This window comes from Stenotrophomonas sp. Steno-C18 (assembly GCF_056393195.1).
The window spans coordinates 31,463-45,698 of the sequence record NZ_JBWJOX010000010.1 but is presented as its reverse complement, the minus strand read 5'-3'; the positions used below and the strand labels follow the sequence as shown (position 1 = coordinate 45,698).

Here is a 14,236-nt window from a genome sequence, read left to right as displayed (position 1 = left end):
GATCAGCCGAAATGGGTCAGCACGCCGGCGATGGTAGCGGTCATCAGGGTGGCGATGGTGCCGCCCAGCACGGCACGCAGGCCGAACTTGGCCAGATCCTGGCGGCGGTCCGGGGCCAGGCCGCCAATGCCGCCCAGCTGGATGGCAATCGAGCTGAAGTTGGCGAAGCCGCACAGTGCATAGGTGGCGATCAGGCTGCCTTCGGCGCTCAGCGACACGCCCGGCACCTGGCCGTTGATGATCTTGGACAGGTCCATGTAGGCCACGAACTCGTTGATCACCAGCTTCTGGCCGATCAGCGAGCCGACCGTGGTGGCGTCGGCCCATGGGGTGCCGATGACCCAGGCGATCGGGGCCAGCACGTAGCCGAAGATGGTGGCCAGGTTGGTCGGCTTGCCGAGTGCGCCGGCCAGGCCGGTGACCTCGCCCAGCCAGGTCAGCGGGGCGTTGAGCAGGGCGATCAGGGCGATGAAGGCCAGCAGCATGGCGCCGATGTTCAGGGCCAGCTTGAGGCCGTCGGCCGCGCCGCCGGCGGCGGCATCGATGATGTTGGAGGAGGTCTTCTCCACTTCCATCTTCACCGTGCCACGGGTCAGCGGGGTGCCGGTTTCCGGCACCAGCAGCTTGGCGATCACCAGCGTGGCCGGAGCGGCCATGATCGAGGCGGCCAGCAGGTGCTTGGCGTAGAAGGCCTGGGCGACCGGGTCGCCGCCGCCGAGCATGCCCACGTAGGCCGCCAGCACGCCGCCGGCGATGTGGGCCATGCCGCCGATCATCATGGTGATCAGCTCGGACTGGGTCATCTTGGAGATGTACGGGCGCACGGTCAGCGGCGCCTCGGTCTGGCCGATGAACACGCTGGCGCAGACGCTGGTGGTCTCGGCGCCGGACACGCGCATCACCTTGGTGATGGCCCAGGCCATGACCTTGACGATGGCCTGCATCACGCCCAGGTGGTACATCACGCCCATCAGCGCCGAGAAGAAGATGATGGTCGGCAGCACCTGGAAGGCGAAGATGAAGCCGTACTTGGGCACGTCCATCAGGCTGCCGAAAATGAAGTTGGAGCCTTCATTGACGAAGCTCAGGATCTTGACGAAGCCCTGGCCCAGCCAGTCGAACACGTCACGGCCGCCGGGGACCAGCAGCACCAGCGCGGCGAAGGCGACCTGCAGGGTGATGCCCGTGCCGATCAGCTTCCAGTCCACCGCCTTCTTGTTGTTGGAAAACAGCCAGGCGATGCCGAGCAGCACCGCCAAGCCGAACAGGCCGAAGCCGATCCTGCCCAAACCTTCGACCATGATGAATCCCCGGGCATGCCCGCAAAAGACGCAAGCCTAGTGCAGCGGCCTATGCCGAGCAAGAATCACTGGCCCATATGCGCCCAACGGCCGCGATTGCGCCGGTATCGGCAAGGTCCGGGGCCCTGCCGGGTGGGGGCCGGCGGTTACACTGGCCCCCCGTCTGCGCCAGCCGCGGACCGCAAACCAGGAGCCAGCCATGCAATACCGTCGCCTCGGGTCATCCGGCCTGCAGCTTTCCGCACTGTCCTTCGGTGCGTGGGTGACCTTCGGCAGCCAGATCGGCCGGGATGAGTCCCGCAACCTGATCGCCGCGGCCTGGGACAACGGCGTCAACTTCTTCGACAACGCCGAGGGCTATGCCAAGGGCCGCGCCGAGCAGGTGATGGGGGACGTGATCGCCGACCTGCGCCTGCCGCGCGATGGCTATTGCGTGTCCAGCAAGGTGTTCTTCGGTTCGGCCGAGGAGCCGGCGCCCACCCAGCGCGGGCTGTCGCGCAAGCACGTCACCGACGCCTGCCACGCCGCGCTCAAGCGCCTGCGGGTGGACTACCTGGACCTGTACTACTGCCACCGCCCGGACCCGGAGACCCCGATCAGCGAGACCGTGCTGGCCATGGACACGTTGGTCCGGCAGGGCAAGGTGCTGTACTGGGGTACTTCCGAATGGTCGGGCGCGCAGATCGCCGAGGCGGTGGCCTTCGCCCGCGCCAACCACCTGTATGCGCCGAGCATGGAACAGCCGCAGTACAACCTGTTGCACCGCCAGCGGGTCGAGCGCGAGTACGCGCCGCTGTACGCCGATGCCGGGTTGGGTACCACCATCTGGTCGCCGCTGGCCTCCGGCCTGCTGACCGGCAAGTACAACGACGGCATCGCCGCCGATTCGCGGCTCGGCCAGCCGTCGCTGGGCTGGTTGCAGGATGCGGTGCTGGGCGAGCCGGCCGACGACCGGCTGGGCAAGGTGCGCCGCTTCAGCGCCGTGGCGGCGGAGCTGGGCGAGTCGCCCGCGCAGCTGGCCATCGCCTGGTGCCTGCGCAACCGGCAGGTATCGAGCGTGATCCTGGGCTCCAGCCGGGTGTCGCAGCTGGAGGAGAACCTGCGCGCGCTGGACGTGCTGGAACGCGTGGACGAGGCCGCCTGGCAGCGTATCGAGGCGATCTTCGCCTGACCCTGGCGGGTCTGGTGCCGCCGTAGACCTTCAATGAAACGCAAGGCGTCCCGGTTGCGGCCGGGGCGTCGCGGGAAGGGCGAGGTGTCCGTCGCTGCCATTCTCTGGAAAGTTTTTGAGAATGGGTCTTGCATTGGTATTGAGAATCATTATCATCAACTCCGTCCCCAGCACGGAACCACGATGATGTCCGCCCAGCCTGTCCTGCTCCGTCCCCGCACCCTCCACCTGCCGCAGCGTCCGGTGCAGCTGTTGTCGCCCGAGGGCGTCATCGACAGCGGCGCCCTGCTCAAGGGCCAGCGTGAAATCGTCATCCAGCACGGCGACAAGTTCTATCGCCTGCGCCATACCAGCAACGACAAGTTGATCCTCACCAAGTAAGCCTTGGTCGCGGCGGCCTGCCGCCGCCCGCCTGCCGGCGGCGTTCCCCTCCCACGCCCGGCCGGCCCGATCCACCTCTCTCTCCCCCTTGGCCGCGACCGGATTGCCTGGCAATCCGGTCGCATCGCCAAGGTTCTGTTTCCCGAACGCCTCCAGGTTCCCATGATCCGTCCAACCCTGTTGAGCGCCGCCCTGTGGGCGGTGTTGCCTTCCGCGCATGCCGAAAGTGCGAGCGCGCCCGCCGCCACCCGCGACTTCGACCGCGTCCAGGTCACCGCGACCCGCACCGAGCGCGCGGTCAGCGACGTGGCGGCCACGGTGGACGTGATCGACCGCGAGCAGCTGGACCGGCAACTGGTGCATGACATCGGCGACCTGGTCCGCTACGAGCCGGGCATCTCGGTGACCCGCAGCGCGACCCGCTTCGGCCTGGGCGGCTTCCGTATCCGCGGCCTGGACGGCAACCGCGTGCTGATCCAGACCGATGGCATCAGCATGCCCAAGAGCTTCCTGATCGGCAGCTTCGCCAGTGCCAACCGCGACTTCACCGACCTGGAGACCCTCAAGCGGGTCGAGATCGTGCGTGGCCCGGCCAGTTCGCTGTATGGCTCCGATGCACTCGGTGGCGTGGTCGCCTTCGTCACCAAGGACCCGGCGGACTACCTGAAGGACGGCAAGGACAGCTACGTCGGCCTGAAGTTCGGTTACGACGGGGACTGGAAAGGCCTGCTCGGCAGCGTGACCACCGCCTTCGGTGGCGAGCACTGGAGTGGCATGGTCAACGTCAACCACCGCCAGGGCCAGGAAACCGAAAACAAGGGCACCGTGCGCAGCCAGGACTACACGCGCACCGCCGCCAATCCGCAGGAGCGCGATGGCCGCAGCGTGCTGTCCAAGCTGGTCTACGCGCCGGATCAAAGCCAGCGCTTCCGGTTGACCGTGGAGGGCAACGAGGACATCACCGATACCGATGTCTTCTCGGCGGTCAACGACACCCACCCGACGCCGTCGGCGCGCACCACCACCGACATGACCGCGCATGACAAGCAGACCCGCGCCCGCGTGTCGTTCGCGCACGAGATGGATGCGGTGGACGCGGCATTCGCCGACAGCCTGAGCTGGCAGGTGTACCGCCAGGACAGCGAGACCACCCAGGTCACCGATGAGGGCCGCACCAACGGCAGCCGTCGACACCGCCAGTTCAACTTCGACCAGCGCGTCTACGGCGCACAGGCACAGTTCAACAAGACGCTGCAGGGCAACGGCATCGAGCACGCGTTGACCTGGGGCTTCGATGGCGCATGGACCGAAATCCGCCAGAAGCGCGATGGCTACCAGGTGTCGGCGACCGGCGCGGTCAGCAGCACGATCCTGCCGGACGTGTTCCCGGTGCGTGATTTCCCGGTCAGCAAGACCACCGAGCTCGGCCTGTACGTGCAGGATGAAATGCGCATGGCCGACGGTCGCCTGTCGCTGGTCCCGGGCCTGCGCGTGGACCACTATCGGCTCACGCCGGAGCTGGACAGCATCTTCCGCGAGGACAACCCGGACATGGCGGTGGCTTCGCTCACCAAGACCAGCGTCTCGCCGAAGCTGGGCATGGTGTGGCGCTTCGATGAGCAGTGGTCGCTGTTCGCCGGCTATTCGCACGGTTTCCGTTCGCCGCCGTACAACGACGTCAACCTGGGCTTCACCAACGTGATGTTCGGTTACACGGCCATCCCCAACCCGGACCTCAAGCCGGAAACCAGCAATGGCGTCGAGTTGGGCCTGCGCTACATCGCACCGGTGGCCTACGTCAGCGTCAGCGGCTACTGGAACGACTACAAGGACTTCATCGAGTCGCAGCGCTTCGTCGGCACCAATGCACAGGGGCTGATGGTGTTCCAGTCGCAGAACATTTCCGAGGCGCGCATCTACGGCGCCGAGCTCAAGGCCGGCGTGGACTTCGGCCAGCTCAGCACCGCGCTGGATGGCTGGTCGCTGCGCAGCGCGGTGGCCTGGTCGCATGGCCAGAACCGTACCGAGGACGTGCCGCTGGATTCGGTCGACCCGCTGCGCGGCACGCTGGGCCTGATGTACGACCGCCAGGCATGGGGCGTGGAGCTGGCCGGCACGTTCGCGCGCCGCAAGGACCGCGTTGCCAGTGCCGCCACCTACCGCCCGGCCGGCTACGGTGTGCTCGACCTGATGGCGCATTGGCAGTTTGCACCGGGGGCCACGTTCAACGTCGGCGTGTTCAACCTGGGCGACCGCAACTACATCGACTGGTCCGGCATCACCTCCACGCTGGCCACCGGCAGCACGGTGGTCGACCGCTTCAGCAACCCGGGGCGCACGGTGTCGGCAAGCCTTGCCGTGTCCTGGTAACCCTCCCGCTTCAGGCCGGTTCCTCCAGGGGCCGGTGCGAGGGAACGCGACCGGGCCAGGGAAGGCGCCTTTCATCGTGTCACCCACTTCGCCACGTACGAGGAATGCCTCATGACGCTTCATCCCGCCAGCCTGCTGCTGTTGACCGCCGTGAGCGGTCTGGCCAGCGCAGCGCCCGCCAGCATCACCCGTGACCACGACAGCATCCTGGCCATGCAGGGCCAGTACACCGTGGATTTCGCCTTCGACGAGACCGTGCTGCTCAAGCCCGGCTATGAACGCGCGCCGGCCATGCGCAGTGGCGGGGATGAAGTGGTGGTGGTGGTCGAGGACAGCCCGACCCGCATCGTGCTGCAGCATCTGCTGGTCGATGCCAAGAGCGGGCACGTGACCAAGCACTGGCGCCAGGACTGGGTGTACCAGGCACCGAGCCGCTTCGAGTTCAGCGCCGACCAGACCTGGCAGGTGCGGCCGGTGGATGCCACGTTGAACCAGGGCGCCTGGACGCAGTGCGTCTACGAAGTCAGCGACGCCCCGCGCTACTGCGGCACCGGCAAGTGGACCTACGACAACAACGTGCCGACCTGGACCAGCGACCTGAGCTGGCGCCCGTTGCCGCGCCGTGAGTACACCAAGCGCAGCGACTACAACGCGCTGGCGGTGGTTAACCGGCACACGCTCACGCCCAATGGCTGGACCCACGAGCAGTTCAACACCAAGGTGCAGCGCAACGCCGACGGCAGCCAGGTGGAGATCGCCCGCGAGTTCGGCTTCAACGATTACATCAGGACCACCGAGGTCGACTTCACCCCGGCGCTGGACTACTGGAAGGCGACCGCCGGCTTCTGGGCGCAGGTGCGCCAGCGCTGGGCGGCCCACCTGGACAAGGCGCCGGGCGTGCACCTGAAGACCAAGCTGGACGGCATGGCGATGATCATCCCGCTGTTCGAGCAGGCCGAGGCCGTGCAGGGCGGTGCGGCCGTGGACACCGCGAAGATCGACGCGGTGTTCGTGCAGTTCGTCGAGCCCGCCCCGTAGGAGCGGACCTGGCCGCGAAGCCGGCAAGGCCTGCAATTGCAGGAATCGCCTCGGCCAATGCGGTACCGGCTTCGTGCTTGAAGGCGCTCCTGCTGTCCGGGGCGCCTTACTCCTTGAACATCAACAGCGCCGCGACCACGATCAGGCCGAACGCGGCCCAATGGTTCCACTTCAGCGGCTGGCCCAGGTACACGGCCGAGAACACCGCGAACACCAGCAGGGTGATCACTTCCTGCATGCCCTTGAGCTGCGGCGCGGAATACACCGCGCTGCCAAGCCGGTTGCCCGGCACCTGCAGGCAGTACTCGAAGAAGGCGATGCCCCAGCTGACCAGGATCACCGTCATCAGCGGCGCGGTCTTGAACTTCAGGTGGCCGTACCAGGCGACGGTCATGAATACGTTGCTGGCGATCAACAGCAGCACCGGGTACAGGTAGGCGGTGAAAGGCATCGCGGCCATGTGCAGATTCGTCGTGAGGGGCCGATAGCTTAGGGCCGAAGGCCGTGAGCCGGCCTTCATCGGCGGGCTCTAATGGTTTCCGAGGCAACCAATTGGCACATGCCGTCTTCACGCGGTATCTACCCGGGGTACGTCATGTTTCACAAAGCTGAAGACTGAGGAGGCTCCATGCGACAGACAAAGGAATCGTCCGGCCTGGTACTGGTTGTCGAAGACAACCGCAACATCTCCGAAATGATCGGTGAGTACCTGGAAGGCAAGGGGTTTGAGGTTGATTACGCGGTCGATGGTCTGGACGGCTACCGCCTGGCGGCCGAGAACAGCTACGACGTGGTGGTGCTGGACCTGATGCTGCCACGGCTGGACGGCATCGAGGTCTGCCGCCGGTTGCGCAACGAGGCACGCAAGTCCACGCCGGTGCTCATGCTGACCGCGCGCGACACGCTGGACGACAAGCTCACCGGGCTGGGATACGGCGCCGACGACTACCTGACCAAACCCTTCGCGATCCAGGAACTGGAAGCGCGCCTGCGTGCGTTGATCCGCCGCGAGCGTCGCCAGGTGGGTGCCGAGGTGCTGAAAGTGGCCGACCTGGTGCTGGACCCGGTCAGCATGCGCGCCACCCGCGCCGGCAGCGAGCTGCAGCTCTCCCCGATCGGCCTGCGCCTGCTGACCATCCTGATGCGCGAGTCGCCGCGCGTGGTGACCCGCCAGGAGATCGAGCGGGAGATCTGGGGCAATGGCCTGCCGGACTCCGACACCCTTCGCAGCCACCTGTACAACCTGCGCAAGATCATCGACAAGCCGTTTGATCGCCCGCTGCTGCATACCGTACAAAGCGCCGGATACCGCATCGCGGACATCGGCCAGCCGATGGGCTGAGGCACATGCGGTGACCGGACAATGAGCAGGCCGTCGCGCCTTTGGGGGCGCGACGGCCTTTTCGTACCAGGACGCGCGTCGGCCGGTGGGCGGGCATCCTTATAATCACGCGTGCTTCGGGGGGAGGCAGATGCCTTACGGGTTGTCGCGCAAAATCAGGATCGCATTCATCCTTCAGGCGCTGCTGGTGAGCCTGGCGGTCCTGGTGGGCGGCTACCTGGTGACGCAGGTGATCCGGCACGGGCTGGAAGAAGTGAAGCTGCAGGAAGAGGCGGCCCACTACTGGCAGGCGCGGGCCAAACACCCGGGCAAGCCACCTCCCGACACCCACACCCTGCAGGGTTACCTGTGGCTGCACGGGCAGCCACCCGATGGCATTCCGGTCGCCCTGCGCACGCTTTCCCCGGGGTTCCATGAACTCAAGGCCAGCAGCCAGCGGGTGCTGGTCGACCCGCAGCCGGCCGGGCGGCTGTACCTGGTGCTGGAGCGCTCGCAGACCGAGCGCAATGCGTTCTGGTTCGGCGTGGTGCCGGTACTGCTGGTACTGATCGTGATCTACGCGGTGTCGTGGCGGACTTACCGGGTCTCGCGGCGCCTGGTCTGGCCGGTGAACTGGCTGGCACGCAGGGTGTCGCAGTGGGACCCGCGCCGGCCCGATGCCGGGGAGCTGGCACCGGAGCGGTTGCCGGCCGAGGTCAAGGGCGAAAGCCTGCAGCTGGCGTTGGCACTGCATGCGATGGCCGGGCGCGTGGCCGCGCACGTGGCCCGCGAACGCAACTTCACCCGCGATGCCAGCCACGAACTGCGGACCCCGTTGACGGTGATCCGGATGGCCAGCGACATGGCCCTGGCCGACCCCGAGCTGACCCCGCGCCTGCAGCGCAGCCTGCAGCGGATCCAGCGCGCCGGGCGCGACATGGAGGCGGTGATCGATGCCTTCCTGCTGCTGGCCCGGGAAGTGGACGTGGAGCCGCAATCGGAATGGTTCGATGTCGGCGACCTGGTCCGCTACGAGGCCGGGTTGGCCGAGGAGCTGCTGCGCGGCAAGCCGGTGGAGCTGCGGGTGTCCATCGACGGCCGCCACCCGCTGCTGGCGCCACCGCGGGTGATGCACGTGGTGGTCGGCAACCTGCTGCGCAACGCCTGTACCTATACCGACGTCGGCCTGGTCGAGGTCACGGTGTCCCACGGCCAGTTGACGGTGCGCGACACCGGCGTCGGGATGTCGCCCGATGCCCTGTCACGGGCCTTCGAGCCGTTCGTCCGCGGCGAGCACGGCAATTCGCTGGGACTGGGCCTGAGCATCGTCCGGCGGCTGTGCGAACGCTGCTGCTGGCAGATCAGCCTGGACAGCCGGGAGGGGCAGGGCACCGTGGCGGTGGTGCGCTTCAGCTGAGCGGCGGCCGGTTCCGGGAAGTGAACGGGCAGATGTGGCAAAATTGCCTATTGCCTATCCGCAACCGGTGTCATCGTTCATGGCAGCTCCCCTGTTTGATCTGTACCCGCCGCGCCGTGGCGCGACGACTGGCAAGGTGTGCCATGGCTGACCAGACCGGCCACATGCCGCGCGGCCCGGGCCGCATCTTCAAGGCGGCCCAGTGGTCCTGGCAGGGCCTGCGCGCGGCCTGGCTGCACGAGTCCTCGTTCCGCCTGGAGGTCTACCTGTTCGTGGTCCTCACCCCGGTGGCGCTGTGGCTGGGGCAGACCCCGGTCGAGCAGGTCCTGATGATCGGCTCGATGCTGCTGGTGCTGGCCATGGAGCTGGCCAATTCGGCCATCGAGGCCGTGATCGAGCGCTATGGCCCGGAGTACCACGTGCTGGCCGGCCGCGCCAAGGACATGGGCTCGGCGGCGGTATTCGTGCTGATGATGAACGTGCTGGTGTGCTGGGGCCTGTTGCTGGTTCCCCGTCTTTTCTGAAACCACGCGTCGGGTGGCGCGGGGTAGTTGGGTTCTATTGAAGGATTGCGTGCATGTCTTTTGAGTTTCTTGCCGACCCGAACGTATGGGTCACGCTGTTCATGCTCAGTGCGCTGGAAATCGTGCTGGGCATCGACAACCTGGTGTTCATCTCCATCGCGGTGGGGCGCCTGCCCGAGCACAAGCGCCCGCTGGCGCGTCGCGTCGGCATCGCGGTGGCCTGCATCACCCGCATCCTGCTGCTGATCTCGCTGGCCTACCTGGCGCACATGGAGAACAACCTGTTCACCATCGCCGGGATGGGCATCTCCATCCGCGACCTGGTGCTGATCGTCGGCGGCCTGTTCCTGCTCTACAAGGGCATCAAGGAAATCCGCGAGCTGGTCAGTGGCGGTGAAGACGCCGACCCGACCACCACCAAGGCCTCGGCCGCGTTCGGCATGGTGATCGCGCAGATCGCGGTGATCGACATCGTGTTCTCGCTGGACTCGGTGATCACCGCCGTCGGCATCGCCGACCACGTGCCGGTGATGGTCTGCGCGGTGCTGCTGTCGGTGGCGGTGATGCTGCTGGCGGCCAACCCGCTGGGCCGCTTCATCGACGCCAACCCGACCGTGAAGCTGCTGGCGCTGGCCTTCATCCTGATGGTCGGCACGGTGCTGGTGCTGGACGGCTTCGATGTCCACGTGCCCAAGCCCTACATCTACGCGGCGATGGGCTTCTCGGTCCTGGTCGAGTGGCTGAACCTGCTGATGCGGCGCAACGCCAAGCAGCACCACGTACCGGGTTCGGAAGACTGGTAAACGAATCACAAAGGGCCGGCATTGCCGGCCCTTTGCTTTGGCACACGCTGCACCCCGGCCGTGGCATGCTCGGCACTCCGACGTCCAAGGACCCGACCATGCGCCAGTTCCTCCGCTTGATGCTGCTCGTCGTGGCGGCAATCTCCATTTCCGGGTGTGGCTACAACGCCATCCAGCAGAAGGACGAGGCGGTCAAGGCCGGCTGGTCCGAGGTGCTGAACCAGTACAAGCGCCGCGCCGACCTGATCCCCAACCTGGTCAACACCGTGCAGGGTTACGCCCAGCAGGAGCGCCAGGTGCTGACCGAGGTCACCAACGCCCGCGCCAAGGTCGGCCAGATCCAGGTCAACGCCGACGATGCCGACTCGCTGGCCCAGTTCCAGCAGGCCCAGGGCGAGCTGGGCAGCGCGCTGTCGCGGCTGCTGGTGGTCAGCGAGAACTACCCGACGCTGAAGTCGGACCAGAATTTCCGTGACCTGCAGGCGCAGCTGGAAGGCACCGAGAACCGCATCACTGTGGCCCGCGGCCGCTACATCCAGCTGGTGCAGGACTACAACACCTACATCCGCTCGTTCCCGCAGGTGATCACCGCCAAGATGTTCGGCTATGCGGCCAAGCCGAATTTCAGCGTGGAGAACGAGGCACAGATCGCCCAGCCGCCGGCGGTCAACTTCGGCAACCAGCAGCCGCAGCCGCCGGCACCGCAACCGGCGCCTGCGCCGGCGCAGTGAGTTCGTGCCGATGACCGGCCTGCTGCCGCGGCTGTGGCTGTTGCTGTGCCTGCTTGGCGTGGGCTGGGCAGGCGTGGCGGTGGCCCAGCAACGGGCACCGATCCCGCCGCTGGACTCGCCGGTGGTGGACGCCACCGGCACCCTGGACACAGCGCAGAAGCAGGCACTCGAGCAGCAGGCGCTGGCCCTGCAGCAGCGCAAGGGCAGCCAGCTGCAGGTGTTGATCGTGCCCACCACCCAGCCCGAGGACATCGCCCAGTACACCACCCGCGTCTTCGACGAATGGAAGGTCGGGCGCAAGGGCGTGGATGACGCGGTGTTGCTGGTGGTGGCCAAGGACGACCGGCGGGTACGCATCGAGCCCGGCTACGGGCTGGAAGGGGCGATCCCCGATGCCATCGCCAACCGGGTGATCCAGGAGTACCTGGTGCCGCATTTCCGCCAGGACGACTATGCCGGCGGCATCACCGCCGCCACAGGGGTGCTGGTCAAGCTGATTGATGGCGAGCAGCTGCCGGCCCAGGTCAGCAGCAACCGCGGGCGCAGGGACGGCGGCGAGGACAGCTTCCTGTTCGCGATCGGCATCGGCGTGGTTGCCGCGGTGCTGATGCGCCTGCTGTTGGCGCGGCAGCCCAAGGCGGTGCGGGGCTTGCTTGCCGCGGTGCTGGCCGGGCTTGCCGGTGCGCTGCTGCTGACGCTGGCCAATGGCGTGATGGCGGCCTTCGCCGCGCTGTTCTTCTCCTTCGGCAGGGCTTCCGGCGGCTTCGCCCGCGGCGGGGGCGGGGGCTGGGGGAGCGGGGGCTTTGGCGGTGGCGGAGGCTTCGGCGGCGGTGGTGGCTGGTCCGGCGGCGGCGGGCGATCGGGAGGCGGTGGCGCCTCGGGGAGCTGGTGATGCGCTGGTTGCGCCATGTGTTTTCGCCCTCGGCCCATGCGGTCTTCCCGGAAGCCAGTCTGGAGCGGATCGCCCGGGCCATCGCCGACGGTGAGCGCCAGCACGGCGGCCAGGTGATGTTCGCCGTGGAGTCGGACCTGTCCTTGCCGATGCTGTGGCGGGGCGTGGATGCCCGGCAGCGTGCCGAGCATGCCTTCGCGGTGCTGCGCACCTGGGACACCGAGGCCAACAACGGGGTGCTGATCTACCTGCTGCTGGCCGACCACGCCATCGAGATCGTGCCCGACCGCGGCCTGTCGGGCCGCATCGAGGCCGGGCAGTGGCAGCAGGTCTGCGAGCACCTGCGCGTGCACCTGGGCAGTGGCGACCGCGAGGCGGCCGTGCTGGCCGCCGTGGCCGAGGTCTCGCAGCTGCTGGCCCGGCACTTTCCCGCCGACCCGGACCGACCACGCGGCAACGAGTTGCCTGACCGCCCGCAGCTGCTTGGCTGAGTGGGCGGTTGACGCAGGGAATGCAGCCCCGAGAATAGGACTTCGTTCGCCAGACAGTGCCTTCATGATCTATCTCCATGACATAGACCCCATCGCCTTCAGCCTGGGGCCGATCTCGGTGCACTGGTACGGCATCATGTATCTGCTGGGCTTCGGCGCCGCCTGGTGGCTGGGCCGGCAGCGGATCCTCGCCGGGCGCCTGCCGGGCGTGAGCATGAACGGTTTTTCGGACCTGCTGTTCTACGCCATGCTCGGCGTGGTGCTGGGCGGGCGCATCGGCTACATGCTGTTCTATGCCACCGCCGAGTTCCTGCATAACCCGTTGCTGCTGCTGCGTGTATGGGAAGGCGGCATGAGCTTCCATGGCGGCCTGCTCGGCGTGCTGATCGCCGGCTGGTGGTGGACGCGCAAGCAGCGCCAGCACTTCTTCGACACCATTGATTTCGTCGCACCGCTGGTGCCGCTGGGCCTGGGCTTCGGCCGGTTGGGCAATTTCGTCGGCGGTGAGTTGTGGGGCAAGTTCACCCATTCCGGCTGGGGCGTGGTGTTCCCGCATTCGCCGTTGAAGGACGTGCCGGCGGGCCTGCCGACGATGGAGCAGCTGATGTCGGCCGCGCAGATCAAGCAGGACTTCGCCGCCGGGCTGCTCACCCAGTACGCGCGCCATCCCTCGCAGTTGTATGAAGCGGTGCTGGAAGGGCTGGTGATGTTCGTGGTGCTGTGGCTGTACTCGATGAAGCCGCGCCCGCGTTACGCCGTGTCCGGCCTGTTCGCGTTGATGTACGGCGCCTTCCGTTTCCTGGTCGAGTTCGTGCGCATGCCCGACAACGGCGCCTACGTGGCGTTTGACTGGCTGACCCGTGGCCAGATCCTGAGCCTGCCGCTGATCGCGCTGGGCGTGATCCTGCTGGTGATGTCGCGCCGTGCCCCGGTGCTGCAGCCGGTCCTGCCGCTGGAGGAAAAAGCGTGAAGCCCTACCTGGATCTGCTGCGGCACGTGCTCGAGCACGGCAGCGAGAAGTCCGACCGCACCGGCACCGGCACGCGCAGCGTGTTCGGCTGGCAGATGCGCTTCGACCTCAACGAAGGCTTCCCGCTGGTCACCACCAAGAAGCTGCACCTGCGCTCGATCATCCACGAGCTGCTGTGGTTCCTGAAGGGCGATACCAACATCGCCTACCTGAAGGACAACAACGTGCGGATCTGGGACGAGTGGGCCGATGCCAACGGCGACCTCGGCCCGGTCTACGGCAAGCAGTGGCGCAGCTGGGCCACCGCCGACGGGCGCGAGATCGACCAGATGCAGTGGTTGGTCGAGGAGATCAAGCGCAACCCGGATTCGCGCCGGCTGGTGGTCAGCGCATGGAACGTGGGCGAGTTGTCGCAGATGGCGCTGATGCCCTGCCACAACCTGTTCCAGTTCTACGTGGTCGACGGCAAGCTCAGCTGCCAGTTGTACCAGCGCAGCGGCGACATCTTCCTCGGCGTGCCGTTCAACATCGCCAGCTACGCGTTGCTGACCCACATGGTGGCGCAGGCCACCGGCCTGGGCGTGGGCGATTTCGTGCACACGCTGGGTGATGCGCACCTGTATTCGAACCACTACGAGCAGGCGCGCGAACAGTTGTCGCGTGCGCCGCGCGCGCTGCCGACGCTGTGGTTGAACCCGGAGGTCACCGACCTGTTCGGTTTCCGTTTCGAGGACATCCGTATCGACGGCTACGACCCGCACCCGGCGATCAAGGCACCGGTGGCGGTGTGAGCCAGGGGATGGGAACGGCGAACGGCGAAGCGGCA

At 66.9% G+C, this 14,236-nt stretch carries 15 protein-coding genes; 13 read left to right on the top strand and 2 right to left on the bottom strand.

The annotated features are described in order from the left end of the window. Positions 1-2: 2 nt before the first annotated feature. Positions 3-1,301, bottom strand: a complete 1,299-nt coding sequence (locus AC06FE_RS17325) for a NupC/NupG family nucleoside CNT transporter (protein ID WP_132864966.1) — start codon at positions 1,299-1,301, stop codon at positions 3-5. 199 nt (positions 1,302-1,500) lie between these two features. Here AC06FE_RS17325 and AC06FE_RS17320 point away from each other — a divergent pair, with 199 nt between their 5' ends. The 4 genes from AC06FE_RS17320 (at position 1,501) to AC06FE_RS17305 (ending at position 6,261) form a co-directional block, all read left to right on the top strand. After that, positions 1,501-2,472 carry a potassium channel beta subunit family protein gene (locus AC06FE_RS17320; RefSeq protein WP_478073744.1) on the top strand — a complete coding sequence of 324 codons (972 nt, stop codon included), beginning with the start codon at positions 1,501-1,503 and terminating at the stop codon, positions 2,470-2,472. Between the two features lie 186 nt (positions 2,473-2,658). Further along, entirely contained in the window at positions 2,659-2,853 is a 195-nt protein-coding gene (gene hemP / locus AC06FE_RS17315) for a hemin uptake protein HemP (RefSeq protein WP_132864964.1), read from the top strand. A gap of 162 nt (positions 2,854-3,015) precedes the next feature. Then, positions 3,016-5,223, top strand: a complete 2,208-nt coding sequence (locus AC06FE_RS17310; RefSeq protein ID WP_478073743.1) for a TonB-dependent hemoglobin/transferrin/lactoferrin family receptor — start codon at positions 3,016-3,018, stop codon at positions 5,221-5,223. A gap of 111 nt (positions 5,224-5,334) precedes the next feature. Further along, positions 5,335-6,261 carry a DUF6607 family protein gene (locus AC06FE_RS17305; protein ID WP_478073742.1) on the top strand — a complete coding sequence of 309 codons (927 nt, stop codon included), beginning with the start codon at positions 5,335-5,337 and terminating at the stop codon, positions 6,259-6,261. A 106-nt stretch (positions 6,262-6,367) separates the two neighbouring features. Here the strand turns inward: AC06FE_RS17305 and AC06FE_RS17300 are convergent, their stop codons facing one another. Then, positions 6,368-6,721, bottom strand: a complete 354-nt coding sequence (locus tag AC06FE_RS17300) for a DMT family protein (protein WP_478073741.1) — start codon at positions 6,719-6,721, stop codon at positions 6,368-6,370. A 168-nt stretch (positions 6,722-6,889) separates the two neighbouring features. On the opposite strand from AC06FE_RS17300, the gene AC06FE_RS17295 reads away from it, so the two are divergent. The 9 genes from AC06FE_RS17295 to AC06FE_RS17255 all read left to right on the top strand — a co-directional run bounded on the left by AC06FE_RS17295 (position 6,890) and on the right by AC06FE_RS17255 (position 14,201). Next, a complete protein-coding gene (locus tag AC06FE_RS17295; RefSeq protein WP_057633435.1) occupies positions 6,890-7,603 on the top strand; it encodes a response regulator transcription factor in 714 nt (237 codons plus the stop codon). A 130-nt stretch (positions 7,604-7,733) separates the two neighbouring features. Beyond that, the gene (locus AC06FE_RS17290; RefSeq protein WP_478073740.1) at positions 7,734-8,999 is read left to right on the top strand and encodes a sensor histidine kinase; all 1,266 of its coding nucleotides are present in this window, start codon (positions 7,734-7,736) and stop codon (positions 8,997-8,999) included. A gap of 143 nt (positions 9,000-9,142) precedes the next feature. Then, positions 9,143-9,523, top strand: a complete 381-nt coding sequence (locus tag AC06FE_RS17285) for a diacylglycerol kinase (RefSeq protein ID WP_313252657.1) — start codon at positions 9,143-9,145, stop codon at positions 9,521-9,523. A gap of 53 nt (positions 9,524-9,576) precedes the next feature. After that, complete coding sequence (locus AC06FE_RS17280) at positions 9,577-10,326, top strand: TerC family protein (RefSeq protein ID WP_132864958.1); 750 nt, start codon at positions 9,577-9,579, stop codon at positions 10,324-10,326. 98 nt (positions 10,327-10,424) lie between these two features. Continuing rightward, complete coding sequence (locus AC06FE_RS17275; protein WP_132864957.1) at positions 10,425-11,057, top strand: LemA family protein; 633 nt, start codon at positions 10,425-10,427, stop codon at positions 11,055-11,057. Positions 11,058-11,067: 10 nt separating this feature from the next. After that, the gene (locus AC06FE_RS17270) at positions 11,068-11,949 is read left to right on the top strand and encodes a TPM domain-containing protein (protein ID WP_478073739.1); all 882 of its coding nucleotides are present in this window, start codon (positions 11,068-11,070) and stop codon (positions 11,947-11,949) included. Further along, the gene (locus AC06FE_RS17265; RefSeq protein ID WP_478073738.1) at positions 11,949-12,440 is read left to right on the top strand and encodes a TPM domain-containing protein; all 492 of its coding nucleotides are present in this window, start codon (positions 11,949-11,951) and stop codon (positions 12,438-12,440) included. The genes AC06FE_RS17270 and AC06FE_RS17265 overlap by 1 nt, the downstream gene beginning before the upstream one ends. 64 nt (positions 12,441-12,504) lie before the next feature. Next, complete coding sequence (gene lgt, locus AC06FE_RS17260; protein WP_132864954.1) at positions 12,505-13,410, top strand: prolipoprotein diacylglyceryl transferase; 906 nt, start codon at positions 12,505-12,507, stop codon at positions 13,408-13,410. Then, positions 13,407-14,201: a thymidylate synthase gene (locus AC06FE_RS17255; protein ID WP_192286656.1), complete on the top strand. Its 795-nt coding sequence runs from the start codon at positions 13,407-13,409 to the stop codon at positions 14,199-14,201. Before lgt ends, AC06FE_RS17255 begins: the two co-directional genes overlap by 4 nt. Positions 14,202-14,236: the final 35 nt, after the last annotated feature.

Coding starts and splice junctions, on each gene's coding strand:
- AC06FE_RS17325 (WP_132864966.1), bottom strand. CDS start 1,301: ATGGTCGAAGGTTTGGGCAGGATCGGCTTCGGCCTGTTCGGCTTGGCG.
- AC06FE_RS17320 (WP_478073744.1), top strand. CDS start 1,501: ATGCAATACCGTCGCCTCGGGTCATCCGGCCTGCAGCTTTCCGCACTG.
- hemP (WP_132864964.1), top strand. CDS start 2,659: ATGTCCGCCCAGCCTGTCCTGCTCCGTCCCCGCACCCTCCACCTGCCG.
- AC06FE_RS17310 (WP_478073743.1), top strand. CDS start 3,016: ATGATCCGTCCAACCCTGTTGAGCGCCGCCCTGTGGGCGGTGTTGCCT.
- AC06FE_RS17305 (WP_478073742.1), top strand. CDS start 5,335: ATGACGCTTCATCCCGCCAGCCTGCTGCTGTTGACCGCCGTGAGCGGT.
- AC06FE_RS17300 (WP_478073741.1), bottom strand. CDS start 6,721: ATGGCCGCGATGCCTTTCACCGCCTACCTGTACCCGGTGCTGCTGTTG.
- AC06FE_RS17295 (WP_057633435.1), top strand. CDS start 6,890: ATGCGACAGACAAAGGAATCGTCCGGCCTGGTACTGGTTGTCGAAGAC.
- AC06FE_RS17290 (WP_478073740.1), top strand. CDS start 7,734: ATGCCTTACGGGTTGTCGCGCAAAATCAGGATCGCATTCATCCTTCAG.
- AC06FE_RS17285 (WP_313252657.1), top strand. CDS start 9,143: ATGGCTGACCAGACCGGCCACATGCCGCGCGGCCCGGGCCGCATCTTC.
- AC06FE_RS17280 (WP_132864958.1), top strand. CDS start 9,577: ATGTCTTTTGAGTTTCTTGCCGACCCGAACGTATGGGTCACGCTGTTC.
- AC06FE_RS17275 (WP_132864957.1), top strand. CDS start 10,425: ATGCGCCAGTTCCTCCGCTTGATGCTGCTCGTCGTGGCGGCAATCTCC.
- AC06FE_RS17270 (WP_478073739.1), top strand. CDS start 11,068: ATGACCGGCCTGCTGCCGCGGCTGTGGCTGTTGCTGTGCCTGCTTGGC.
- AC06FE_RS17265 (WP_478073738.1), top strand. CDS start 11,949: ATGCGCTGGTTGCGCCATGTGTTTTCGCCCTCGGCCCATGCGGTCTTC.
- lgt (WP_132864954.1), top strand. CDS start 12,505: ATGATCTATCTCCATGACATAGACCCCATCGCCTTCAGCCTGGGGCCG.